A 23,530-nucleotide genomic window follows, 5' to 3' on the forward strand; every position below is an offset into this window, starting at 1 on the left:
AGGTGTCAAGCGGTCAGTGCCGGGGTCCGGCGCCATGACAGGCGGCCGGGGTGGCCGCGACATCGAGGGCCGGATTGCGGTCGAAGAAACCCGACGGCTTGAGCCAGAACGAGACGACGTCCACCGACATGATGGGCCACTCCTCGGGCCGGGTGATGTGGTGGATTCCGAACACGTACCACAGCACCACGTCGGTGTTGTCGATGGACCGATTGGCCCGCGTCCAGGCGCCCAGCCCGGTATCGGTGCTCGACTGGTTGACGAATTCGCCTGCCGGCCAGCGCTCGTCGGGGTGATTCGGCGTGACCCACAGGGTGTGGCCGATCATCGTCGCGCGGGCGAACACCGGCGACTGCGGATCGAACATCGCCGGCAGGGCGCCGCCGGGGACCAGCTTGTAGGACGGGTGGCCGCCAAGGCCGTTGACCACGTTGGTGTTCACCACCTTCCAGGCCCGCTGGGTGGCGAAGTTCATGTCCTGCATGCCCTCGGACTCGGTGCGCAGCGGCACGTTGCGCTGCACCAGCGCCAGGCCGTACGGGTTGTCCGGTCCCATCGGTTCGGTCACGGTCTCGGTCATGAAGACGGTGTTGTCGGTGCCGTCGACGTCCAGGTCGAGACGGGCCACCAGGAAGTGTTGATGGAACGGCGCGTAGGTGCGCTCGTCGACCACGGTGCCGTTGGGGTGGCCGTCGCGGCCCGGCGGCAGCGGCGTGGTGACCATGATCCCGGTGGCCCGGATCTCGCATTCGATGTTGCCGTCCTGGTGGAAGCGCCAGTACACCAGGTACTCGTAGTTGGCCACCGTGACATGGCAGGACACCGTGAGCCGACGCATCCGGCGGACCTCGGCGCCGGTGTCGTGGTCGACGTGCTTCCACAGCACCGCGTTGTCCTCCTCGTGGATGCACACCGCGTTGGCGATGGTGTACGGCTCGCCCCTGCTGTCGTGCAATGTGGCGTCCAGGTAACGGATCTCACCGAGGCAGTCGCAGCCCAGCGTCAGCGACGTGGTCATGAAGCCCAGTCCCCACTCGCCGATGTCGAAGGCCGTGCGGCGGTAGTGATCGTCGCTGGGGTCCCGGTAGGGAACCATCATCTCGGCGAACGACATCCGGTGGGCGACAGGGCGTTCGCGGTCGCCGTCGCGGTAGCGGACCTGGTGCAGCGTCATGCCCTCACGATGGTTGAACCCCACCCGAAGGCTCCAGTTCTGCCAGCGCAGCAGGTTGCCCTCCAGGGTGAACGACGGGCCCTCGGGTTGGGTGATCTCGAGGGGTTTGAGCGGCTCGCGCTGCCACCGGTCGCGCAGCAGTTCCGGGATCCGCGCCGGGATGTACTCCCCCATGCTCTGCGGCAGCGGCGTCCCCTCGGCGAACGGCCCGGTGTCCTCGATACGCAGCAGTTCCATTGCGTTGAGGTCGATCACGCAGTGAAAGCCGCTGACGGCACTCGCATACGGGTTGGCGCCGGGCTCCTTGCGGACCCAGGTGTCCGACCAGCCCAACCGGCGGTCGCGGTATTCCGGGGGCGCGACCGCCGCCCCGTAGGTCCAGGTGTCCATGAACACCAGATCCATGTCGGTGATCCCGCGCCGGGCCAGGGCCGCGATGACGTCGGGATGTTCGCGCAGCATCCGGTCGCATTCGGCGAACTCGTCGACGGTGAAGTTGGCCTGCACGCCCGGAATATGCTCGAAGGACTCGATTCGGTTGTCGCTCAGCGAGACCGCGGATTTGTAGGTGGCGTTCGCGGCACGGTCGAGGCAGAGCGCCACGGCCCGGCGCGCCGGCCGGGGCCCGCCGTCCTCGAAGGCGGCGAGTTCGGCCTTGCCCGGCTCGAGCATCTCGATGCTGGTGATCCGCCAGCCCGCGTCGACCCCGCGGCCGCGCAGGATCTCGGCGACCGCGCGGAACTCGTCGGCCGAGAGCGGATCCAGCGGATGGCGGCCGGTGCGGTGCGCGGCGGTGTCGTCCATGCCCCCATCCTCGGTCGAAGAATCCGCGCCGGGGGCGTGATTGGCGCAATCAGTTCGCCAGCGTGAAACCGTTCCAGGCGCTGCGCCGTTCGGGATGCGGATCGTATTCCAGCCGCGAGCGCCGGTCGAACACCATCACCGGCCGCTCGGTGAGCGTGTAGGCGGGCCAACCCTCGCCGGGGGTGCCGGTCCGGGCGAACAAACGCCAGCGGGACTGCACGTCGCGGCTGACCCGCCGGGCGGCGCTGCGGTCCCCGGCCAGCGTCAACGCCGCGCCCACCCGGGTCCGGTAGATGTCGAACACCGCGAACAGTTCGGTGGCATGGGTGGCGCCCAGGCCCGACCAGTGCAGCGGGCGCGGCGCGTAGTCGTAGCGGTACACGTAGGTCGGGGCCGTTTCCGCGCGCGCCTCGGCGACCTGCCAGGCCGCGGCGCCGAACGCGAAGTCGCCGCCGATGCGCACACAGGCGTTGCGGGCCGGGTAGTCCGGGTAGGCGTCGATGATCCGGTCCCGGGTGGCCGACCCCGCGCCGCCCAGGACCGCCTCCACGGCGTGCTCGGTGGTGGGCAGCAGCTTCAGGAAGCGGGTGAACAGCTTTCCCTCGTCGGCGTTGGTCCCGACGATCAGCGGGACCGCGGCGGCGCGCCGGGTGCGCATGGCCTCCATCGGCTCGACCGGCAGCAGGTCGTCGCCGTAGGTCGGGCCGGCCGGGAACGCGCCGAGCACCTCGTCGGAGGTGTCGGCGATCAGCCGGTCCAGGGCGTTGACCAGATCGCGGGGCGCGGCATGCATCAGTGCGTGGGCCGCGTCGCTCGGGCGCGCGCCGATCAGCCCGACGAAACGCTGCGCATACTGCGCGGCGATCTCCGGTGAGCTGGTCATCCCCGCGGCCGGGCTCTCCGAGATCGCCTGGGCGAACAGCCCTTTCGCGGTCGGCGCGGCCAGCAGGGTGAGCACGGCCTGCGCGCCGGCGCTCTCCCCGAAGATCGTGACGTTGTCCGGGTCCCCGCCGAAGGCCGCGACGTTGTCGCGGACCCACTGCAGCGCCAACACCAGGTCGCGCAGGAACAAGTTCGAGTCGATCGGATACTCGTCGGTCGACAACGCGGACAGGTCCAGGCAGCCCAGCGCCCCCAACCGATAGTTCACCGAGACGTAGACGCACCCCTTGCGCGCCAGCGCTGCCCCGTCGTAGATGGGGGTCGCCGAACTACCGAGCGTGTAGGCGCCGCCGTGGATGAACACCATGACCGGCAGCGGCCCCTCGGCCGGGCGCTCCGGGGCGACCACGTTGAGGGTCAGACAGTCCTCGCTCATCGGCTGATAGCGGCCGGGGCCGGTCATGGTGTACCTGCGCTGCTGCGGTGCGCAGTTGGCGAAGGCGTGGCAGTGCCGGACACCCCGCCACGGGCGCGCCGGCCGGGGTGCGCGGTACCGCAGCGCCCCGACGGGCGGTTCGGCATAGGGAATGGCGCGCCAGCGATGGACGCCGTCGCGGGTGAAGCCTTCGACCAGACCGGCTTCGGTCGACACGCGGACGATGCGATCGTGCATGACTTGACGGTAGTCGAAACGCCCGGTCGTACTGGCGCCTGCGCGGCCCGGCGTGCCGATGCCGCTAACGTGGCGGGCATGCGGATTCCTGTGCTGGCCGCCGCATTGCTGCTGCTGGCGGGTTGTTCGAGCGCCGGCGACGACGCGTCGGCGCCGTCGAGCCTGACGCCGATCCCGTCGCGGTCGACCTCGGCTGCGCCGTCCTCACCTGCGACGACCACCCCCACCTCCGCCGTTCCGACGGCCGCTCCCACCCCCGGTGCCGCGATGCCGGGGGTGACGCGGTGGGTCGAGGCGGGCGCGGCCGGCGACGTGTCGGACTTCGACCGCGCCACCCGCGACGGCGTCACCACCGAGCTGGGCGACCAGGTCGCCTTCGTCACGCCCTCGGGCAAGACCCAGTGCATGACCGACGAGAAGTCCGACGGTGCGCTGGCCTGCCTGGTGTCCCTGACGGATCCGCCACCGCGGCCCGCCGAGGCCTACGGCGAGTGGATCGGCGGGTGGGTCGAGTTCGACGGCGCGGCCGTCCAGGTGGGTGCGGTGCGCGCCGATCCCGGTCAGTTCAGCGCGGGCACCGGTGCCGAACTCCCCTACGGCAGCACGCTGCGGTTCGGCGACTATCAGTGCCGCTCGGATCCCGACGGCCTGTTCTGCGTGAACTTCGCCCACCGCACGGCGGTCGCGCTCAGCGACGCCGGGGTCCAACCGTTCGGGTGCCTGCGCGAGGTCGAGCCGCCCGAGTTCGTCGGCGTCCGGTACGCCTGCGAGTAGCCCTGCGAGTAGTGCTCAGCGCCAGCCGTCGGCGGCCTTGGCGGCATCGAGCAGCGCCGCGCAGAGTTCCTTGAGTTCGGTGCTGTCGGCGCCCTCATCGATGGCCGTGGCCACGTCCTCGGCGGCGCAGCGGACCTGAAAGACCCGATCGGAGAGCGCGGCCGCCTCCTCGGCGGACAGCACGACGGCGTCGGCGGGCAGCGCCGTGCCCTTGACCTGTGCGCGCTGCTCGTAGGCCCGCTGCCGACACGACTGCCGGCAGTACTGCCGGCGCCGGCCCATGGGGGTCTCGGCGACCTCTCTGCCGCACCACCGACAGGGTTGCGGACGGTTGCGACGTGCCACGGGACCCGACTCTAGACTCCGGCGCATAGGTTTCCCGGTATCCTTGACGGTTGGACTCGTCGCGTCGACGCTCGCCGGGGAACTTCGTCGGCGTCCGCGACGTTGATACCGGTGAACTTTGTGCTGATAGGGAGTGATGACGATGGCTGATCGTGTATTGAGGGGCAGTCGGCTCGGGGCCGTGAGCTACGAGACCGATCGCAACCACGACCTGGCGCCGCGTCAGATCGCGCGGTACCGCACCGACAACGGTGAGGAATTCGACGTTCCGTTCGCCGACGACGCCGAGATCCCCGGCACCTGGCTGTGCAAGAACGGCCTGGAAGGCACGCTGCTCGAGGGCGAGGCGCCGGAGGCCAAGAAGGTCAAGCCGCCGCGGACGCACTGGGACATGCTGCTCGAGCGTCGCTCCATCGAGGAGCTCGAGGAGCTGCTCAAGGAGCGCCTCGACATCATCAAGACCCGCCGCCGCGGCAGCTGAGGCGCCTACTGGAACCGAGCGCTGACCGCGCTTACTGGAACTGAGCTCCGCGAGCCCGGTCGAGGCGGCCCCCGATACCCCACTGGGCCACCTTGATCATGGCTTCGCGGATGTTTGAGCCGCTCATCTTCGACACGCCGAGTTCACGTTCGGTGAAGGTGATCGGCACCTCCACGACCTTGAAGCCGTTGTTGATGGCGCGCCAGGTCAGGTCGATCTGGAAGCAGTAGCCCTTCGAGTCCACGGCGCTCAGGTCGATCTTCTCCAGCACCTCGCGCCGGTAGGCGCGGTAGCCGGCGGTGATGTCGTGGATGTCGACGCCCAGCAGCAGCCGCGAATAGGTGTTCGCGGTCTTGGACAGCAGTAGCCGCCGCACGGGCCAGTTGCGTACCGAGCCACCCTCGACGTAGCGGGAGCCGATCGCCACGTCCGCGCCCGCATCGACGGCGTCGAGCAGCCGATGCAGCTGTTCGGGGGCGTGGCTGCCGTCGGCATCCATCTCCACCAGCACCGAGTACTGCCGGTTCAGGCCCCAGGCGAAGCCGGCCAGGTAGGCGGCGCCGAGGCCGTCCTTGGTGGTCCGGTGCATCACGTGGATGCGGTCCGGGTCGGCCAGCGAGAGCTCGTCGGCGAGCTTGCCGGTGCCGTCCGGGCTGCCGTCGTCCACGATCAGGACGTGGATGTCGGGCAATGCGTCATGCACCCGACCCACGATGAGCGGGAGGTTCTCCAGCTCGTTGTAGGTGGGGATGATCACCAGAGCGCGCTGGCTGGGGCGCTCACTGGTCATGTGGCTCCTCGGGGGTGGTCTCGGCGGCGGTCCGGCCCGCGCTCTCGTCGGTCTGCGGTCGATTTCGGCGCCGACGAGTCGGACGCGTCAGCCCACCATTCTGCCTGATCGCCAGAATCAGAGCCGCAAACACTGCCGCGGCGCCCAGCCCGGCCAGGACGAACTGGATGACCGGCCCCCAGGTGGTGGCCGGGGTCTGACTGGTCTTCAGCCGCACCTGGGCGTCGAGATAGGCGGGCTGGAAGAACTCCGTACGGGCCAGTTCGCGGCCGTCCGGCGCGATGACGGCGCTGATGCCGGTGGTACCCGCGACGACGGTGTACCGGTCGTGTTCCACGGCGCGCAGGCGCGCGAAGGCCAGTTGCTGCTCGCTCATGGTCGCGTCGAAGGTGGCATTGTTGGTGGGCACCGCGAGCAGCTGGGCGCCGCTGCGCACCGATTCCCGCACGGCGTGGTCGAAGATGACCTCCCAGCACGTCGCCACCCCGGCCGGCACACCGGCCGCGTCCACGACACCATCGCCGTCGCCGGGGACGAAGTAGCCGGCGCGCTCGGCGTAGGGCGACAGCAGCCGGAAGAACCCGCGCCACGGCAGGTACTCCCCGAACGGCTGCACGATGCGCTTGTCGTGGCGCTCCCCCGGGCCGTCCTCGGGATCCCAGACGATGACGGTGTTGCTGGCCGCCGGGTTGTCGCGGGACCAGTCCGGATGCGACACCACGGCCCCGACCAGGATCGGCACCCCGATGGCTCGAGCGGCGCGGGCGATCTGTTCGCCGGCATCGGCATTGGCCAGCGGGTCGATGTCAGACGAGTTCTCCGGCCAGATCACGAAGTGCGGCGCGGCGGCCCGCCCGGTGCGCACGTCCTCGGCCAGTCGCAGGGTCTCGGTGACGTGGTTGTCGAGCACGGCGCGGCGCTGAGCGTTGAACTCCAGGCCCAGGCGCGGCACATTGCCCTGCACCGCGGCGACCGTCACGCCGGGATCATCCCCGGACCCGGCGCCGGACTGCCGCACCCCGGGTGAGACCAGCGCGGTCACCATCAGCACGACCGCCACGCACACCCCGGGCAGCACCACCGCGGGCGGGGCCACGTCGCGGGCGTCCTTGCGTTGCCACCAGTCCAGGAACGCCAGGCCCAGGGCCGCCAGACCGAACCCGAGCAGCGCCACCGCCACCGAGACCAGCGGTGCGCCGCCCAGCTGCGCCAGCGGCAGCAGCGGTCCGGTGGTCTGCCCGAAAGCGATGATGCCCCAGGGGAATCCGCCGAACGGGAAGCTGGCCTTGAACCATTCCACCAGCGCCCAGACGAAGGCGAACCACAGCGGCCAGCCGGGCAGGCCGCGGACCACGACGGCGAGCAGGCCGAACACCGCCGGGAACAGCGCGCACACCGCGGCCAGCGCCAGCCACGGCACGGCGCCGACCAGGCCGCTGATCCACGGCAGCAGCGGCAGATAGAAGGCCAACCCGGTCAGGTAGGCGTAGCCGAACCCGCCGGCGGCGGTCGTGGCCGGTCTGGTCAGCACGACGCCGAGCACGACGAAGCCGACGACGGCCGCCCACCACCAGGCCAGCGGCGCGAAGCTCGCGCTCAGCAGCGCACCCGCGGCGACCGCGGCGAGCATGCGGGGCCAGCGCGGGAGCAGCCAGCCGCCGAAGCGGGTCAGCCGACTCGGCGGCGGGGCCGCCTCGGGTGCGGGGTCCTCCGGCGCCGCGGACGCGTCGCTGATCGGCGCGTCGTCGGAGACCGCCGGGATGATGTCGGTGACCTCGGCCTGGCTCGCCGCCAGCTTCGGGTCCCGACGCTCGCCGCTAGCCATCGTCGGCGCCGTAGATCACCGCGCCGCGGTGGACCGTCTGCAGGCAGCGCGGCGACGCGTCGTCGGGGCCCAAGCGCGGCAGCGCGGGCACCCGGGACCCCGGTTCGGTGGACCAGCGCTGCACCGCATCGGCCGGCGCGGCCACCTCCAGCTCGTCGACCCGCCAGAGGGCGTAGGACGCCGGTGCGCCGGGCACCAGGGTGCCGGTGACCCCGTCGCGGATCCCGGCCGCGCGCCAGCCGCCGCGGGTGGCGGCGGCGAATGCCGCCCGGGGCGAGATCGAACTTCCCGCGGTGTGGTGGGCCGTCGCGGCGCGCACGGTGTGCCACGGGTCGATGTCCGTGACCGGCGCGTCCGAGCCGAAAGCGAGTGGCACGCCTTGGGATGCTAACAGCGCGAACGGGTTCAGCCGCTCGGCGCGCGCACCGCCCAACCGGCGCGCGTACATGCCCTCGGGACCGCCCCAGAGGGCATCGAAATTGGGTTGCACGCTGCCGATGACGCCCCAGCTGCCGAGCTGGGCGGCCTGCGCGTCGGTCACCATCTCCAGGTGTTCGAGCCGATGGCCGCAGCGGGCGACCGCGGCGACGCCGTGCACCTCGACCACCCGGGCGAACGCGGCGACGGCCGCGTCGACGGCGCGATCGCCGATGACGTGGAAGCCCGCGGTGATCCCGGCCTCGGTGCAGGCCGACAGGTGGGCGCTCAGCGCGTCGTCGTCCAGGTAGCTGTTGCCGCAGGTGTGCGGGGCGTCGGCGTAGGGCTCGTGCAGCCACGCGGTGCGCGACCCCAGGGCGCCGTCGACGAACAGATCGCCGCCCAGGCCGCGGGCCCCGGTGGCGTCGATCAGCGCGCGGGCCTGCGCAGCGGTGCGGACCGCCTCGCCCCAGTAGCCGGTCACCTCCACCGCGTGGCGGGTGGCGCGCACCTCCCGCCAGTCGTCGAGACCGCCGATGTCCGGGCCCGCGCATTCGTGGACCGCGACGACACCGGCGGCGGCGAACGCGTCCAGCGCGAGGCGCCGGGCCTGTGCGCGCTGCTCGGGCGGCAGCAGGGTCCGGGCGGCGGCGCGCACGCGGTGATGGGCCTCGGCGGTCAGTGCTGCGTCGGCGTCGAATCCGGCGGCCGCGGCCAGTTCGGGCGCGCGGACGCGCAGCGCGGTGGAGGCCAGTGCCGAGTGCACGTCGACCCGGGCCACATACGCGGGGCGGGCCTGCACCGCGGCGTCGAGTTCGGCGGTGGTCGGCGCGCCGTCGGGCCAGTCCGAGTCGTCCCAGCCGTGGGCCCAGACCACGTCCTGGGACCCGCAGGCCGCGGCATGGTCGGCGATCAGCCGCAGGCAGTGCGCCTTGGAGGTGGCCTCGCGCAGGTCGAGGCCCAACCGGGTGAGCCCGGTGGCGGTCACGTGCACGTGGCTGTCGACGAAGGCCGGGGCGACGAAGGCACCGGCGAGGTCGACCACCCGGGCCTCCGGGAACTGATCGCGTCCCACCTGGTCGCTGCCGATCCAGGCGATGACGTCGCCGCGCACCGCCATGGCGGTCGCGTCGGGGTGGGTGGGGCTGTAGATGCGTCCACCGGTCAGAAGCGTCGTCACGCTGGAGAACGTACTCGGCGGCCGGGCGAAGTCCGCTATTCGGGCTCGGGCAGGATCGCCGGGCGTGTCCGCACCGGCGAGGTGCCGTGATCGTGAACGTCGACGACCTCGCCGTCGATGTAGTCGCGCCGCCCGCCGACGAACATCACGTGGCGGGACAGCCCGCGGGTGGCCAGGCCGGCGGCCAGCGGACGCATGGCCGAGCGGGTCGGCGGGGCCAGCATCAGCAGCCCGACCGCGGTGGTGACCAGTCCGGGGACGAACACCAGCAGCGTGCCGAGGGCCACCAGGAGGCTGTCGGTGACCTGCGCGCCGGGGTCGGTGGCGCCGGGATTGGCGAGGCCGCGTTGCAGCTGGCTCAGCTGCCGACGCACCTGCGAGCCGGCCAGCACCAGTCCCAGCACGAACGCGCCGAGCACGGCCAGCACGGTCCAGCCGAAGCCGATGGTCGCGGTCAGCGCGATGATCACCGCCATCTCGATGACCACGTACAGGACGAACATGCGCATCACCATGACGGGACAACGTCTCGGCTCGGCGTGAGGTTCCGGGCTTTCACGCGGCCTGGACCTCGATCGCGGAGTGCACCTTGCCGATGCCGCCGCGGACCAGCGAATGCGGCACGAACCACCAGGCATGCCACCAGTACCGCCGGACCACCGCGTCGTAGACGCGCCGGGTTTCCGATGCCGGCAGGTTGCGCGCCACCGCCTCCACCGGTGCGCCCTTGGGACTGCCCAGTGCGCCGCACTTCTGGATGGTCACCCGCGGGGTGTTGTTGATCCGCTTGGTCTTCCAGGACCCGGCGTCGGTGATGATCACCAGCGTGTCGCCCTCGGGCACTCCCCAGACCGCCGTCGGCTTGGGTCGGCCGTCCTTGGTGAACGTGGTCAGCAGCAGATACTTGGACTTTGCGACCTCGCGGAACGTCGGCGCCATCGCTCAGACCGGTCGGATCTCGAGGGCGACGTTGTTCTTCATCCCGCCGCGCAGCTTGGAGAAGAAGTTGAACGCCTTGCCCATCAGCCCGTAGCGGGACCCGATCGCGCGGTAGGCGTCGGCGGTGCGGTGCTCGTTGACCGTGGCCTGCGCCTCCACGGCCTCACTCTTGGGGTTGCCCCGCATGTCGCATTTGGCGAGGGTGACCCGCGGGGTGTTGCGGATCCGCTTGACCTTCCAGGACTTGGCCTGCGTGATGACGATCAGGCCGTCGCCGTCGGGCGCGGCCCAGATGGCCGTGGGCTTGGGCCGGCCGTCCTTGGTGAACGTCGTCAACAGGATGTACTCGGCGCCGGCGATATCGGCGAAGGTGAGGGCCATTCCTCCGAATCTATAGGGCGCCGCCGACCGGACACCGCCCGTCAGCCCTCCAGGTCCCCCTCGGCCTCCAGCAGCGCCTGCCGCAGGCCGGCCAGCGTCGCCGCGTCCGGTTCGGCCCACATGCCGCGGTCCACGGCCTCGAGCAGCCGCTCGGCCATGCCGTGCAGGGCCCACGGGTTGGATTCGGTCATGAACTTGCGGTTCTCCGGATCCAGCACGTAGCTCTGGGTCAGCTGCTCGTACATCCAGTCGGCCATCACGTGCGCGGTCGCGTCGTAGCCGAACAGGTAGTCCACCGTGGCGGCCATCTCGAAGGCGCCCTTGTAGCCGTGCCGGCGCATGGCCGCCATCCACCGCGGGTTGACCACCCGCGCCCGGAACACCCGGGTGGTCTCCTCGCTCAACGTGCGGGTCCGCACCGCGTCCGGGCGGGTGTTGTCGCCGATGTAGGCGGCCGGATCCTTGCCGGTGAGCGCGCGCACCGTGGCGACCATGCCGCCGTGGTACTGGAAGTAGTCGTCGGAATCGGCGATGTCGTGCTCGCGGGTGTCGGTGTTCTTCGCGGCCACCGCGATCCGCCGGTAGGCACGCGTCATCTCGTCGGCGGCCGGCGCGCCGTCCAGGTCGCGGCCGTAGGCGAAGCCACCCCAGGCCGTGTACACCTGCGCCAGATCGTTGTCGTCGCGCCAGTTCCGGCTGTCGATGAGCTGCAACAGGCCCGCGCCGTAGGTGCCCGGCTTGGACCCGAAGATCCGGGTGGTGGAGCGGCGCGCGTCGCCGTGCTCGGTCAGGTCGGCCTGGCTGTGCGCCCGCACGTAGTTGTCCTCGGCCGATTCGTCGAGCCCGGCGACCAGTTGCACCGCGTCGTCGAGCATGGTGACCACGTGCGGGAAGGCGTCCCGGAAGAACCCCGAGATGCGCACCGTGACGTCGATGCGGGGCCGGCCCAGTTCGGCGATCGGGATGGCCTCGAGGTCGACCACCCGCCGCGAGGCGTCGTCCCAGATCGGCCGCACGCCCAGCAGCGCCAGCACCTCGGCGATGTCGTCGCCGGAGGTGCGCATGGCGCTGGTGCCCCACACCGACAGGCCCACCGACTCCGGCCAGCGGCCGTAGTCCTCGCGGTAGCGGGCCAGCAGCGAATCCGCCATGGCCACACCGGTTTCCCAGGCCAGCCGCGACGGCACGGCCTTGGGGTCCACCGAGTAGAAGTTGCGGCCCGTCGGCAGCACGTTGACCAGCCCGCGCAGCGGCGAGCCGGACGGGCCCGCCGCGATGAACCGGCCCTCGAGGGCGCGCAGCACCTGCTCGATCTCGGCGGAGGTGCCCGCCAGCCGCGGCACCACCTCGGTGGCGGCGAACCGCAGCACCGCGGCCACCTCGGCGTCGTCGGTGAGCCCGTCGACCGCGGCGGGATCCCAGCCGCTGTCCTGCAGGGCGGCCACCAGCGCGCGGGCCTTGTCCTCGGCGGCGTCGACGGAGTCGCGGGCGTCGTTGCCGTCCTCGGCCAGCCCGAGCGCCTGGCGCAGCCCCGGCACGGAGTGTTCGCCGCCGAACAGTTGGCGGGCCCGCAGGATGGCCAGCACCAGATCCAATTCGGCCTCGCCGGTGGGCGGTTGGCCGAGGATGTGCAACCCGTCGCGGATCTGCACGTCCTTGATCTCGCACAGCCAACCGTCGACGTGCAGCAGCATGTCGTCGAAGGAGTCCTCGTCGGGCCGGTCCTCGAGGCCCAGGTCGTGGTCCATCTTGGCCGCGCGCATCAACGTCCAGATCTGCTGGCGGATGGCCGGCAGCTTGCCCGGATCCAGCGCGGAGACGTTGGCGTGCTCGTCGAGCAGCTGCTCGAGCCGCGCGATGTCGCCGTAGGTCTCGGCGCGCGCCATCGGCGGGATCAGGTGGTCGACGAGCACCGCGTGGGCGCGGCGCTTGGCCTGGGTGCCCTCCCCCGGGTCGTTGACCAGGAACGGGTAGATCAGCGGCAGGTCGCCCAGCGCCGCATCCGCCCCGCAGGAGGCCGACAGGCCCAGCGTCTTGCCGGGCAGCCACTCCAGGTTGCCGTGCTTGCCGATGTGCACCACGGCGTCGGCGCCGAAGCCGGTGTCGATCCACCGATAGGCCGCCAGGTAGTGGTGGCTGGGCGGCAGGTCTGGGTCGTGGTAGATGGCCACCGGGTTCTCGCCGAAGCCGCGCGGTGGCTGCACCAGCAGCACGACGTTACCGGATTGCATTGCGGCGATGACGATCTCGCCGTCAGGATCGCGGCTGCGGTCCACGAAGAGCTCGCCGGGCGGCGGGCCCCAGTGCTCGACGACGGCGTCGGCGAAATCCTGGGGCAGCGTGGCGAACCACTGCCGGTACTCGCGGGCCGGCAGCCGGATCGGGTTGCCTTCCAGTTGGCCCTCGGTCAGCCAGTCGGGGTCCTGACCGCCGCGCTCGATCAGCGCGTGCACCAGTGCGTCGCCGTCGCCGCTGTCGACGCCGGGCACCTCGCCGATCTGGTAGCCGGCCGTGCGCATCGCGCGCAGCAGTTCCACCGCGCTGGCCGGGGTGTCCAGGCCGACGGCGTTGCCGATCCGGGCGTGCTTGGTGGGGTAGGCCGAAAAGACCAGGGCCACCTTCTTGTCGGCGGTCGGGATGTGGCGCAGCCGGGCCTGCCGCAGGGCCAGGCCGGCGACCCGGGCGCAGCGTTCCGGGTCGGCGACATAGGAGATCAGCCCGTCGTCGTCGATCTCCTTGAACGAGAACGGGACCGTCACGATGCGCCCGTCGAACTCCGGGACCGCGACCTGGGTGGCGACGTCCAACGGGCTCAGGCCGTCGTCATTCGCCTCCCACTGGTCGCGCGGCGAGGTCAGGCAGAGCCCCTGCAGGATCGTGATGTCCAGGGCGGCAAGGTGTTCGACGTTCCAGCTGTCGTCGTCCCCGCCGGCCGAGGCGGTGGCCGGGCGCGCGCCGCCGGCGGCGAGCACGGTGACGATCATCGAGTCCGCGGTGCGCAGCCGGTCGAGCAGTTCGGGTTCGGCGGTGCGCAGCGATGCGCAGTACAGCGGCAGCGGCCGGGCGCCGGCGTGCTCGAGGGCCGCGCACAGCGCCTCGACGTAGGCGGTGTTACCGGCCAACTGCTGCGCCCGGTAGTACAGCACCGCGACCGTCGGGGCGTCGTCGGACACCGAAGTCGTTGCGGTGCGGGTCAATTCGCCCCAGGTGGGCGTCGACACCGGCGGCTCGAACCCGACGCCGGTCATCAGCACCGTGTCGGACAGGAACGCGTGCAGGTTGGTGAGGTTCTCGACGCCGCCCTGGGCCAGGTAGACGTGGGCCTGCACGGCGATGCCGGCCGGCACCGTCGAGCGCTCCATCAGGTCGGCGTCCGGCGCCTGCTCGCCGCTGATGATCACCGCGGGCACGCCGCCGGCGACCACCGCGTCGATGCCGTCCTCCCACGCCCGGTAGCCGCCCAGGATGCGGACCACGACGACGTCGACACCGGCCAGCAGTTCGGGCAGATCGTCGACCAGCAGCCGCGACGGGTTGGCCCACCGGAAGTTGGCGCCGCTGGCGCGCGCGGTGATCAGGTCGGTGTCGGAGGTCGACAGCAGCAGCACGGTCGGTGCGGAAGGGGTGGTCACCCCCCATTCGTACCGCACGGTCGGCGGTACCGTGGACGGGTGGTCCGGACCCGCCCCGACGATGCCTGCCCCGGCGCGCTGAGCCTGCACGAGGCCGCCGACGGGGCGCTGGCCCGCATCCGGCTTCCCGGCGGCCTGTTGACCGCGGCGCAGTTGCAGACCCTGGCGGTGACCGCCCGCGATCACGGCGCGGGCACCCTGGAGTTGACCGGGCGCGGCAACGTCCAGATCCGCGGCATCGAGGGCGCGTCGGATGCGGAGGCGGTGGCCGAGGCGGTCGCCGGGGCCGGGCTGCTGCCCACCCCCAGCCACGAGCGGGTGCGCAACATCGTGGCCTCGCCGCTGTCCGGCCGGGTCGGCGGGTGCGGCGACGTGCGGGCCATGGTCATCGACCTCGACACCCGACTGCGGGCGGACCCGGTGCTGGCGGGGCTGCCCGGCCGATTCTGGTTCGGGCTCGACGACGGCCGCGGCGACATCAGCGCCCTGGGCACCGATATCGGTGTCCGGCTGACCGGCGCCGAGGCCGAGCTGCAGATCGGCGGGCGCGACACCGGCGTGCTGGTGGCCGAGGACCGGGCCGTCGATGCCCTGCTGGCGGCCGCCCGGCGCTTCGTCGAGCGGCGCGGAACCGCGTGGCGGGTCACCGAATTGCCCGATCCCACAGTGGTGGTCGACAGCGCCCGGTTGGGACCGCCGCCCGGCGCCGCGCCGCGTCCACCGGTCGGGTGGTTCGAGCAGCGCGACGGCCGCATCGCGCTGGGCGCGGGTGTCCCGCTGGGGGTGTTGCCGGTGCGCACCGCGGAGTTCCTGGCGGCCATCGAGGCGCCGCTGACGGTGACGCCGTGGCGGTCGGTGCTGGTCTTCGACCTCGACGACGGCGTGGCCGATGCCGCGCTGCGGGTGTTGGCCCCGCTGGGCCTGGTCTTCGACGAGAACTCACCCTGGCTGTGGGTGAGCGCCTGCACGGGCAGCCCGGGCTGTGCACGTTCGGCGGCCGACGTCCGCGCCGACGCCGCGCGGGCCGTGGAATCCGGTGAGATCGGCACCGCCCACCGGCACACCGCCCACCGGCACTACGTCGGCTGCGATCGCGCCTGCGGCAGCCCCGCCGACGCCGAGGTGCTCATCGCCACGCCGGACGGATACCGGGTGCGCGACCCCCACCCGTAGGGTGATCGGGTGCTCGACTACATCCGCGATGCCGCCGAGATCTATCGGCAATCGTTTGCGACCATTCGCGCCGAGGCCGACCTGGCCCGATTCCCCGAGGACGTCTCCCGCGTCGTGGTGCGGCTGATCCATACCTGCGGTCAGGTGGACGTCGCCGAGCACGTCGCGTTCACCGCGGACGTCGTCGCTCGCGCGCACGCCGCCCTGGCCGCCGGCGCCCCCGTGTTGTGCGACTCGTCGATGGTGGCCGCCGGCATCACCGCCGCGCGCCTGCCCGCCGCCAACGAGGTGGTCTCGCTGGTCGCCGACCCGCGGGCCCCCGAGCGCGCCGCCGCGACCGGCAACACCCGCTCGGCCGCCGGGGTCGAACTGTGGGCCGACCGCCTCGGCGGGGCGGTCGTGGCCATCGGCAACGCGCCGACCGCCCTGTTCCGGCTGCTCGAACTCATCGACGACGGCGCGCCGGTCCCGGCCGCGGTGCTGGGCGGGCCCGTCGGCTTCGTCGGCTCGGCGCAGTCCAAGGACGAACTCATCGCGCGGCCGCGCGGCATGTCGTACCTGGTGGTGACCGGCCGGCGCGGCGGCAGCGCGATGGCCGCCGCGGCCGTCAACGCGATCGCGAGCGAGCGCGAATGACCGGCACCCTGTGGGGCGTGGGCCTGGGCCCCGGCGACCCCGAACTGGTTACGGTCAAGGCCGCCAAGGTGATCGGCGAAGCCGACGTCGTCGCGTATCACAGCGCGCGCCACGGGCGCAGCATCGCGCGCGGCATCGCCGAACCGTATCTGCGGGCGGGGCAGATCGAGGAACACCTGGTGTACCCGGTGACCACCGAGACCACCGAGCACCCCGGCGGCTACGCCGGCGCCATGGAGGACTTCTACCGGGAATCGGCCGCGCGCATCGCCGCGCATCTGGAGGCCGGGCGCGACGTCGCGCTGTTGGCCGAGGGCGATCCGCTGTTCTACAGCAGTTACATGCACATGCACACCCGGCTGACCGAGCGCTTCGACGCGGTGATCGTGCCGGGCGTGACCTCGGTGAGCGCGGCCTCGGCCGCCATCGCGACCCCGCTGGTGCAGGGTGACGAGGTGCTGTCGATCCTGCCCGGGACCCTGCCCACCGCCGAACTGACGCGGCGGCTGGCCGACAGCGACGCCACGGTGATCATGAAGCTGGGCCGGTCGTTCCCGTCGGTGCGGGCGGCCCTGGCGGCCGCGGGACTGCTCGACGACGCGTTCTACGTCGAGCGGGCTTCCACCGCCGGGCAGCGGGTGGTGCCCGCCGCCGACGTCGACGCCGACAAGGTGCCGTACTTCTCGCTGACGATGGTGCCCGGCGGGCGCCGCCGCGCGTCGACGACGGGATCGGTCGCCGTCGTCGGGCTGGGGCCGGGCGACGCGCAGTGGATGACCCCGCAGACCCGCCGGGAGCTGGCGATGGCCACCGATCTGATCGGCTACGGCCCCTACCTGGACCGGGTGTCGACCCACAACGGGCAGCGCCTGCACCCCAGCGACAACACCGACGAACCCGCGCGGGCGCGGCTGGCGTGCAGCCTGGCCGAGCAGGGCCGCGCGGTGGCCGTGGTGTCCTCGGGTGACCCGGGGGTATTCGCGATGGCCACCGCGGTGCTCGAGGAGGCGACCCGATGGCCCGACGTCGCGGTGCGGGTGATCCCGGCGATGACCGCCGCGCAGGCGGTGGCCAGCCGGGTCGGGGCTCCCCTGGGCCACGACTACGCGGTGATCTCGCTGTCGGACCGGCTCAAGCCGTGGGACATCATCGCGCGGCGGCTGACCGCCGCGGCGCAGGCCGACCTGGTGCTGGCGATCTACAACCCGGCCTCGCGGACGCGGACCTGGCAGGTGGCCGCGATGCGGGACCTGCTGCTCGAACACCGCGATCCCGGCACCCCGGTGGTGATCGGCCGCGATGTGTCCGGGCCGAACGAGCAGGTACGCATCGTCGCTCTGGGGGACCTGGATCCCGCCGAGGTCGACATGCGCTGCCTGCTGATCATCGGATCGTCGCAGACCCAGTGGCACGGCGACCGGGTCTTCACCCCGCGGAACTATCCGGCGTCGTGATGAGCCCGGCCAGCCCGTCGAGCACCCGGGCCAGGCCGAACTCGAAGGCGTGCTCGGCGTCGTAGGCGCTGTCGTGCGCGGCGCCGGCCGCGGCACCCACCCGCACCGCCCGCGGGAATCGCTCGGCGTCGACCACCCGGGCCAGTAGCGGCGCCGTGCGGTCCCACCACTGCCGGTCGGTGAGGCCGCTGTCGGCCAGGGCCTGCCGGGTCTCGATCCCGATGCGCGCCACCGAATCGACGAACCCCAGGACATAGGTCAGCGCCGCGTCGGTCGCCACATCGTCGAGACCCAGCCCCTCGAAGGCCGACAGTTCGTGGTCGTACTTGGCCAGTGCGCCCGGCCCCAGCGGCGGGCGGGTGGTGGGCAGGTAGGCCACCCAGGGATGGCGGCCGAGCAGCTCGAAATTCTCCCGGGCGATGGTGGAAACCCTTTGTCGCCAGGGTATTTCGCCGAGGTCGGCCCGCGGCATCGCCCGGTAGACGGCGTCGAGCATGAGGTCGAGCAGTTCGGCCTTGCCGGGCACGTAGGTGTAGGTGGCCATCGGGGACAGCCCCAGCGCGGTGGCCACCGAGCGCATGCTCAGCGCGGCCAACCCGTCGGCGTCGGCGAGGTCGACGGCGGCGGCGACGACGGCGGCCACGCTGCTCCGTTGCTTCGGGCCGCGGGCGGGACCCTCGGCCCCCGGTTCGCGCCAGAGCAACTCCAGGGTGCGCGCCGGATCCCCCGCGCTGCTGCGATCCACGGCCGACCTCCCCAATACTCTGTACGCTGTACAGAGTAACTTGCCGCGCCGCCCGGACGAAAGGCTCGCCATGCCCGCAGACACCGAATACCGCCCCGCCCCCGCCGAGGTGGACGAGATCCTGGCGTGGTTCGCCCGCTACGACGCGCTCACCGTCGCCAAGGACGTCGAGGGCATGGCCGACCAGGCGCTGTTCCCCCTCAACGAGGTCACCGACGGTCGCGCCCAGTCCTGCGATCGGCCCCAGTTCGTCGCGCAGATGACCGAACAACTCGGCGGGGCCGCCGACATCGCCGTGGAGTCGGTGCGCACACCGCACTTCATCGACGCGAACCTGGTGTTCGTCCTCACCGACGGGACCATCACCGCCGGCGGGGTCACCCAGTCCGTGCGCTACGGCGACCTGTTGGTCCGCACCGCCGACGGCTGGAAGTTCCAGACCATGGTGCAGGGCGGCTGGGGCGCGGCCTGACCTACTGGCCTGACCTACCGGGGCATGCGCCGCCAGATCGGCCGCGGCACGAACCGCGTCGCGAAGCCCAGCGCGCCGATGGCCCGCGGCACCCACACCGATCCCCGGCCCTTGGCCAGCGCGCGCACGGTCGCGTCGGCGACCTGCGCCGGGGTACTCGACATCGGGGCCGGGTCCATGCCCTCGGTCATCCGGCCGATCACGAAACCGGGCCGCACGATCAGCAGGTGCACGCCCGTGCCGTGCAGCGCGTCGGCCAGGCCACTGGCGAACCCGTCGAGGCCGGCCTTCGCCGACCCGTAGACGTAGTTGGCGCGGCGCACCCGGGCGCCGGCCACCGACGAGAACACCACGAGGCGGCCCGACCCGACCGCGCGCATCCGCGCGGCGAGCAGAGTCAGCAGATTGACCTGCGCCACGTAATCGGTGTGCACCACGGCCACCGCGTGCCGGGCGTCGCTCTCGGCGCGCGCCTGGTCGCCGAGCACCCCGAACGCGAGCACGGCCGTGCCGATGGGGCCGTGCTCGGCGGTCACCGCATCGAGCAACCCCGCGTGCGAGTCCAGATCATCGGCGTCGAAGTCGACCGGGTGCACCGCGGCCGCGCCCGCCTCGCGCAGCCGCGCCACCTGCTCGTCCAGGCCGTGTCGGCCCCGCGCGGCCAGCACCACCGTCGCCCCGCGGGCCAGGCGCAGCGCCACCTCGGCGCCGATCTCGCTGCGCCCGCCGAAGATCACGACCACACCCGCACCCGTGTCGTTCATGGCTGGGATTATCTCCTGCGCTAGGTTGGGCGGTGATGGCGCACGCAACCACCCGGCTGACCAACGAGGCGTTGGCGTTCCTCACCGAACGCCACCTGGCCATGCTCACCACCCTGCGGGCCGACGGCTCGCCGCACGTGGTCGCCGTGGGCTTCACCTTCGACCCCAAGACCCACATCGCCCGGGTCATCACCAACGGCGGATCGCAGAAGGCCGTCAACGCCGACCGCGGGGCCGTCGCCGTGCTCAGCCAGGTCGACGGGGCCCGCTGGCTGTCGCTGGAGGGATCGGCGGTGGTCAACACCGAACCCGAGGCCGTCCGCGACGCCGAGTTGCGCTACGCCCAGCGCTACCGCACCCCCCGGGTCAACCCCACCCGGGTCGTCATCGAGGTCAACGTCGAACGGGTGCTGGGCTCGTCGCAACTGCTCGACCGCGGCGAGTAGAAACCAGCCGTCGGCTACACCGGCACCACGATCAGTTCGTGCGGCCGCTGGTTCAGCGCCTCCGCGCCGTCCTCGGTGACCACCACGATGTCCTCGATGCGCGCACCCCACTTGCCCGGGAAGTAGATTCCGGGCTCCACCGAGAACGCCATGCCGGGCCGCAGCGGCAGGTCGTTGCCCGCCACGATGTAGGGCTCCTCGTGGACCGACAGCCCGATCCCGTGCCCGGTGCGGTGCACGAAGTACTCGCCGAGCCCGGCCTCGACCAGCACGTCCCGCGCGGCCGCGTCGACCTGCTCGGCGGTCACCCCGGGCCGCACCGCCTCGACCGCGACCCGCTGCGCCGTTTGCAGCACCGAATACTGTTCGGCCACTTCGGCGCTGGGTTCGCCCAGGCTGTAGGTGCGGGTGGAGTCGGAGTTGTAGCCCGGCTCGTACGGGCCCCCGATGTCGACGACGACGACGTCACCGGCGCGCAACTCCCGGTCGGAGTGTTCGTGGTGCGGGTCGGCGCCGTGCGGGCCCGAGCCGACGATGATGAAGGCCGCCTCCGAATGTCCCTCGGCGACAATCGCTTTCTCGATATCGGCGGCCACCTCGGCCTCGGTCCGACCGGGGACCAAGAAGTGCGGCACCCGGGCGTGCACCCGGTCGATCGCCGCGCCCGCCTTACGCAGCGCCTCGATCTCGGCGGGGTCCTTGATCATCCGCAGCGTGCGCAGCACCTCGGTGGCCAGCACCGGCAGATCGTCGAGGCGCTCGGTCAGCGGAAGCAGATGCAGCGCCGGCATCGAATCGGTGACCGCGGTGGCCACCGGATCACCGCCGAGGGCGTCGACCACCATGTCGTAGGGGTCCTGCCCGTCGACCCAGTCCTTGACGGCCAGACCGAGCTCGTGCACCGCGGACTCCTTCAGCGACGCCAACTCCAGGCGCGGGATCACCAGCGTGGGTTCGCGACCCACCGGCACCACCAGGGCGGTGAGACGCTCGAAGGTCTGCGCGCGCGAACCCACCAGATACCGCAGGTCGTAGCCGGGGGTGATGATCAGCCCGGCCAGGCCCGCCGCCGAGGCCGCCTCCGCGGCGGCGCGCAGGCGATGCGCGTAGACACTGGTGTCGAACCGGTTGGCAGTCATGGCCTCCAGGTTAGTTGGCGTCGGCGGCCTTAGGATCACGGAGTGCAACCCTGGGAATTGAGCGCCCGTGAACATGTCCGCGACACGCTGGCCCGCTACACCTGGTCGGGTGACGCGGGCCGGGTCGACGATCTGGCGGCCACGTTCTGCGAGGACGGTGTGCTCGAGATCCGCGGCGAGCCCCCGCTGCGCGGCCGCGCGGCCATCGTCGACCGACTCGGCGCGGTGGCCCAGACCGCCCCGGCGGCCGCCGACGTGCGCCGCATCGTCCGGCACAACCTGGCCAACATCCGGTTCACCGAACTCACCCCGCGTTCCGCGCGGGTGTCGTCGTACTTCACGGTGTTCACCGAGATCGGGTTGGACCACTACGGCCGCTACCGCGATGACCTAGTGCCCGTCGAGGGGCCCGACGGCACCGAATGGCTGATCGCGCACCGCTTCGTCTCCACCGACTGGAGCGCCCCGGACTCGACGATGGCCCGTTAGGGAAGGATCGCCAGCATGGTCTCTGATTCCGCCGGCCGCGTGGTGCTGCTCGACGGCGCCAGCATGTGGTTCCGCTCGTTCTTCGGCCTGCCGTCCTCGCTGAAGTCGCCCGACGGCCGCCCCGTCAACGCGGTGCGCGGATTCTTCGACGCCGTCGCGACGGTGATCACCCAGCAGCGCCCGACCCGCCTGGTGGTGTGCCTGGATCTGGATTGGCGCCCGCAGTGGCGGGTGGACCTGGTCCCGTCCTACAAGGCGCACCGGGTGGAGGTCGAAACCCCCGGCGCCGCACCGGATATCGAGGAAGTCCCCGACGAGCTGACGCCCCAGGTCGAGATGATCTTCGAACTGCTCGACGCGTTCGGGCTGGTCACCGGCGGCGCCGCCGGCTTCGAGGCCGATGACGTCCTGGGCACGCTGGCGGCCCGGGAGCGCCGCGACCCCGTCGTGGTCGTCAGCGGCGACCGGGACCTGCTCCAGGTGGTCGCCGACGACCCGGTGCCGGTGCGGGTGCTCTACCTGGGCCGCGGCCTGGCCCGGGCGCCGCTGTTCGGGCCGGTCGAGGTGGCCGAGAAGTTCGGGGTGCCGCTGGACCGGGCGGGCGCGGGCTACGCCGAGTTGGCGCTGCTGCGCGGGGATCCCTCCGACGGCCTGCCCGGGGTCGCGGGTATCGGCGAGAAGACCGCCGCCACCCTGCTGGCCCGGCACGGCTCGCTGGCCGGCATCCTCGCCGCCGCCGAGGACCCGAAATCCACTGTTGCCAAGGGGATTCGGGCCAAGCTGGCGGCGGGCCGGGACTACCTGAAGGCGGCCGAACCGGTGGTGCGGGTGGCCACGGACGCGCCGGTGGAACTGTCCGCACCCACCGATGCGTTGCCGTTGACGGCCAAGGACCCCCAGCGGGTCGCGGACCTGGCCGCGGCCTACGGGGTCGGATCGTCGATCGGTCGCCTGCAGAAGGCCCTGGACTCGTTGCCGGACGCGCCGGCGGGCTGAGCGGCTACTTCGGCCGCCCCACCTCGTAGGTGCCCTCGTCGTCCTGGAACGTCACCGTCACCTGACGTTTGGTGCCGTCGATGCTGACCTCACAGGTGAAGGTGGAGTTCTTCTGCACCTTGGGGTTCTCGCCGCCGTTGCACTTGACGTCCTGAACGTTCTTGGCGCCGTAGCCGTTTGCCTCGTCCGACAGGATCTGCTGGACGCCCTCCTGGGCCTTGTTGACGTCGAGCTTGGTGGTCACGAAGAAGCCCGGCAGCCAGAAGCCCAGGATCAGGAACGCGATGACCACGATGGCACCGAGTCCACCGAGGATCGCGATCAGCGCGGTGTTCGACTTGGCACCGTCGCCGGGCCCCGGCGGGTACTGGCCGTACTGGCCCGGCTGCCCGTACTGCGGCTGACCGTATTGGCCCGGCTGGCCGTACTGCGGCGGCTGACCGTACTGACCCGGCTGGCCGTACTGCGGCTGGCCATATTGCGGCTGGCCGGGTTGCCCCGGTTGTCCGTACTGGCCCGGCTGGCCGTACTGCGGCGGCGGGGGCGGCGGATACCCGGGGGCCCCGCCCGGCTGGCCGTACTGCGGGGGCTGACCGTACTGCGGCGGGGTGTAGGCGGGCGGCTGCCAGCCCGACGGCGCACCCTCGGACCCGGCCTCGGGCTGCTGCGGCGGCTGCCATTCCTGGGGCTGCGGGTTCGGCTGGTCAGCGGACTCGCCCGCGGGTTGATCCTGACCCTGCCACGGCTGCGTCGGGTCCGGTCCCTGCGGTCCGCTCATCATCTCTCCTCGCAAACTGGGTAACACGTGCGCCGGCATCAACCGTAGCGGTTGCCTCACCCTACCGGTTGACAGCGCACATCCGGCGACGGTGCGAGCAACGTTTGCACCGTGTCGAAGGGCCGCTTTGCGCTGGTGCGA

At 71.9% G+C, this 23,530-nt stretch carries 23 protein-coding genes; 9 read left to right on the forward strand and 14 right to left on the reverse strand.

Going from position 1 to position 23,530, the window contains the following annotated elements; translation table 11 throughout:
- Positions 1 to 13 precede the first annotated feature (13 nt).
- Positions 14 to 1,978 carry a primary-amine oxidase gene (locus EL338_RS12335; protein WP_126334015.1) on the reverse strand — a complete coding sequence of 655 codons (1,965 nt, stop codon included), beginning with the start codon at positions 1,976 to 1,978 and terminating at the stop codon, positions 14 to 16.
- Positions 1,979 to 2,027: 49 nt separating this feature from the next.
- Positions 2,028 to 3,533 (reverse strand): carboxylesterase/lipase family protein, encoded by a 1,506-nt coding sequence (locus EL338_RS12340; RefSeq protein WP_126334016.1) that lies wholly within the window; start codon positions 3,531 to 3,533, stop codon positions 2,028 to 2,030.
- A gap of 78 nt (positions 3,534 to 3,611) precedes the next feature.
- Here EL338_RS12340 and EL338_RS12345 point away from each other — a divergent pair, with 78 nt between their 5' ends.
- Entirely contained in the window at positions 3,612 to 4,307 is a 696-nt protein-coding gene (locus EL338_RS12345; protein WP_126334017.1) for a hypothetical protein, read from the forward strand.
- A gap of 15 nt (positions 4,308 to 4,322) precedes the next feature.
- Here the strand turns inward: EL338_RS12345 and EL338_RS12350 are convergent, their stop codons facing one another.
- Entirely contained in the window at positions 4,323 to 4,652 is a 330-nt protein-coding gene (locus EL338_RS12350; protein WP_179967199.1) for a hypothetical protein, read from the reverse strand.
- 142 nt (positions 4,653 to 4,794) lie between these two features.
- On the opposite strand from EL338_RS12350, the gene EL338_RS12355 reads away from it, so the two are divergent.
- Positions 4,795 to 5,133, forward strand: coding sequence for an RNA polymerase-binding protein RbpA (locus tag EL338_RS12355; RefSeq protein WP_126334019.1), 339 nt, complete (start codon positions 4,795 to 4,797; stop codon positions 5,131 to 5,133).
- Between the two features lie 31 nt (positions 5,134 to 5,164).
- Here EL338_RS12355 and EL338_RS12360 read toward each other — a convergent pair whose 3' ends face one another.
- The 7 genes from EL338_RS12360 to cobN form a co-directional block, all read right to left on the reverse strand.
- Positions 5,165 to 5,923, reverse strand: coding sequence for a polyprenol monophosphomannose synthase (locus EL338_RS12360; RefSeq protein WP_126334020.1), 759 nt, complete (start codon positions 5,921 to 5,923; stop codon positions 5,165 to 5,167).
- Positions 5,913 to 7,748, reverse strand: a complete 1,836-nt coding sequence (lnt, locus tag EL338_RS12365; RefSeq protein WP_126334021.1) for an apolipoprotein N-acyltransferase — start codon at positions 7,746 to 7,748, stop codon at positions 5,913 to 5,915. The genes EL338_RS12360 and lnt overlap by 11 nt, the downstream gene beginning before the upstream one ends.
- Positions 7,741 to 9,285 (reverse strand): amidohydrolase, encoded by a 1,545-nt coding sequence (locus tag EL338_RS12370; RefSeq protein WP_126336828.1) that lies wholly within the window; start codon positions 9,283 to 9,285, stop codon positions 7,741 to 7,743. Before EL338_RS12370 ends, lnt begins: the two co-directional genes overlap by 8 nt.
- Before the next feature lie 95 nt (positions 9,286 to 9,380).
- Positions 9,381 to 9,860: an FxsA family protein gene (locus EL338_RS12375; protein WP_126334022.1), complete on the reverse strand. Its 480-nt coding sequence runs from the start codon at positions 9,858 to 9,860 to the stop codon at positions 9,381 to 9,383.
- A gap of 40 nt (positions 9,861 to 9,900) precedes the next feature.
- On the reverse strand, positions 9,901 to 10,284 hold the full coding sequence (locus tag EL338_RS12380) for a PPOX class F420-dependent oxidoreductase (protein ID WP_126334023.1): 384 nt from the start codon (positions 10,282 to 10,284) through the stop codon (positions 9,901 to 9,903).
- 3 nt (positions 10,285 to 10,287) lie between these two features.
- Positions 10,288 to 10,665, reverse strand: coding sequence for a PPOX class F420-dependent oxidoreductase (locus EL338_RS12385; protein ID WP_126334024.1), 378 nt, complete (start codon positions 10,663 to 10,665; stop codon positions 10,288 to 10,290).
- A 41-nt stretch (positions 10,666 to 10,706) separates the two neighbouring features.
- Positions 10,707 to 14,297, reverse strand: a complete 3,591-nt coding sequence (cobN, locus tag EL338_RS12390; protein WP_126334025.1) for a cobaltochelatase subunit CobN — start codon at positions 14,295 to 14,297, stop codon at positions 10,707 to 10,709.
- 39 nt (positions 14,298 to 14,336) lie between these two features.
- On the opposite strand from cobN, the gene cobG reads away from it, so the two are divergent.
- Genes cobG through EL338_RS12405 form a run of 3 tightly spaced genes read left to right on the forward strand, consistent with a single transcriptional unit; the run spans position 14,337 to position 17,560 of the window.
- Positions 14,337 to 15,470, forward strand: coding sequence for a precorrin-3B synthase (cobG, locus tag EL338_RS12395; protein WP_126334026.1), 1,134 nt, complete (start codon positions 14,337 to 14,339; stop codon positions 15,468 to 15,470).
- Positions 15,471 to 15,479: 9 nt separating this feature from the next.
- Positions 15,480 to 16,106, forward strand: a complete 627-nt coding sequence (locus EL338_RS12400; RefSeq protein WP_126334027.1) for a precorrin-8X methylmutase — start codon at positions 15,480 to 15,482, stop codon at positions 16,104 to 16,106.
- Complete coding sequence (locus EL338_RS12405) at positions 16,103 to 17,560, forward strand: precorrin-2 C(20)-methyltransferase (RefSeq protein WP_126334028.1); 1,458 nt, start codon at positions 16,103 to 16,105, stop codon at positions 17,558 to 17,560. The genes EL338_RS12400 and EL338_RS12405 overlap by 4 nt, the downstream gene beginning before the upstream one ends.
- Here EL338_RS12405 and EL338_RS12410 read toward each other — a convergent pair.
- Entirely contained in the window at positions 17,532 to 18,305 is a 774-nt protein-coding gene (locus EL338_RS12410; RefSeq protein ID WP_235666456.1) for a TetR/AcrR family transcriptional regulator C-terminal domain-containing protein, read from the reverse strand. The two genes, EL338_RS12405 and EL338_RS12410, sit on opposite strands and share 29 nt — an antisense overlap.
- A gap of 70 nt (positions 18,306 to 18,375) precedes the next feature.
- On the opposite strand from EL338_RS12410, the gene EL338_RS12415 reads away from it, so the two are divergent.
- Positions 18,376 to 18,777, forward strand: a complete 402-nt coding sequence (locus EL338_RS12415) for a nuclear transport factor 2 family protein (protein WP_126334030.1) — start codon at positions 18,376 to 18,378, stop codon at positions 18,775 to 18,777.
- Positions 18,778 to 18,791: 14 nt separating this feature from the next.
- Here EL338_RS12415 and dprE2 read toward each other — a convergent pair whose 3' ends face one another.
- A complete protein-coding gene (gene dprE2, locus EL338_RS12420; protein ID WP_126334031.1) occupies positions 18,792 to 19,541 on the reverse strand; it encodes a decaprenylphospho-beta-D-erythro-pentofuranosid-2-ulose 2-reductase in 750 nt (249 codons plus the stop codon).
- Positions 19,542 to 19,576: 35 nt separating this feature from the next.
- Between dprE2 and EL338_RS12425 the strand changes: the two genes are divergently transcribed.
- Entirely contained in the window at positions 19,577 to 19,987 is a 411-nt protein-coding gene (locus tag EL338_RS12425; RefSeq protein ID WP_126334032.1) for a F420-dependent biliverdin reductase, read from the forward strand.
- 14 nt (positions 19,988 to 20,001) lie between these two features.
- Here the strand turns inward: EL338_RS12425 and EL338_RS12430 are convergent, their stop codons facing one another.
- Positions 20,002 to 21,126 carry a M24 family metallopeptidase gene (locus EL338_RS12430; protein ID WP_126334033.1) on the reverse strand — a complete coding sequence of 375 codons (1,125 nt, stop codon included), beginning with the start codon at positions 21,124 to 21,126 and terminating at the stop codon, positions 20,002 to 20,004.
- A gap of 42 nt (positions 21,127 to 21,168) precedes the next feature.
- Here EL338_RS12430 and EL338_RS12435 point away from each other — a divergent pair, with 42 nt between their 5' ends.
- Together EL338_RS12435 and EL338_RS12440 are read left to right on the forward strand one after the other, a co-directional pair.
- Positions 21,169 to 21,615 carry a nuclear transport factor 2 family protein gene (locus EL338_RS12435; RefSeq protein WP_126334034.1) on the forward strand — a complete coding sequence of 149 codons (447 nt, stop codon included), beginning with the start codon at positions 21,169 to 21,171 and terminating at the stop codon, positions 21,613 to 21,615.
- Between the two features lie 15 nt (positions 21,616 to 21,630).
- Positions 21,631 to 22,611, forward strand: coding sequence for a 5'-3' exonuclease (locus tag EL338_RS12440; RefSeq protein ID WP_126334035.1), 981 nt, complete (start codon positions 21,631 to 21,633; stop codon positions 22,609 to 22,611).
- Between the two features lie 4 nt (positions 22,612 to 22,615).
- On the opposite strand, the gene EL338_RS12445 is transcribed toward EL338_RS12440, so the two are convergent.
- Positions 22,616 to 23,389: a DUF4333 domain-containing protein gene (locus EL338_RS12445; RefSeq protein ID WP_126334036.1), complete on the reverse strand. Its 774-nt coding sequence runs from the start codon at positions 23,387 to 23,389 to the stop codon at positions 22,616 to 22,618.
- Between the last annotated feature and the right edge of the window lie 141 nt (positions 23,390 to 23,530).

It is taken from the genome of Mycolicibacterium chitae (assembly GCF_900637205.1).
In the GTDB taxonomy this organism is placed as follows: Bacteria; Actinomycetota; Actinomycetes; order Mycobacteriales; family Mycobacteriaceae; genus Mycobacterium; species Mycobacterium chitae.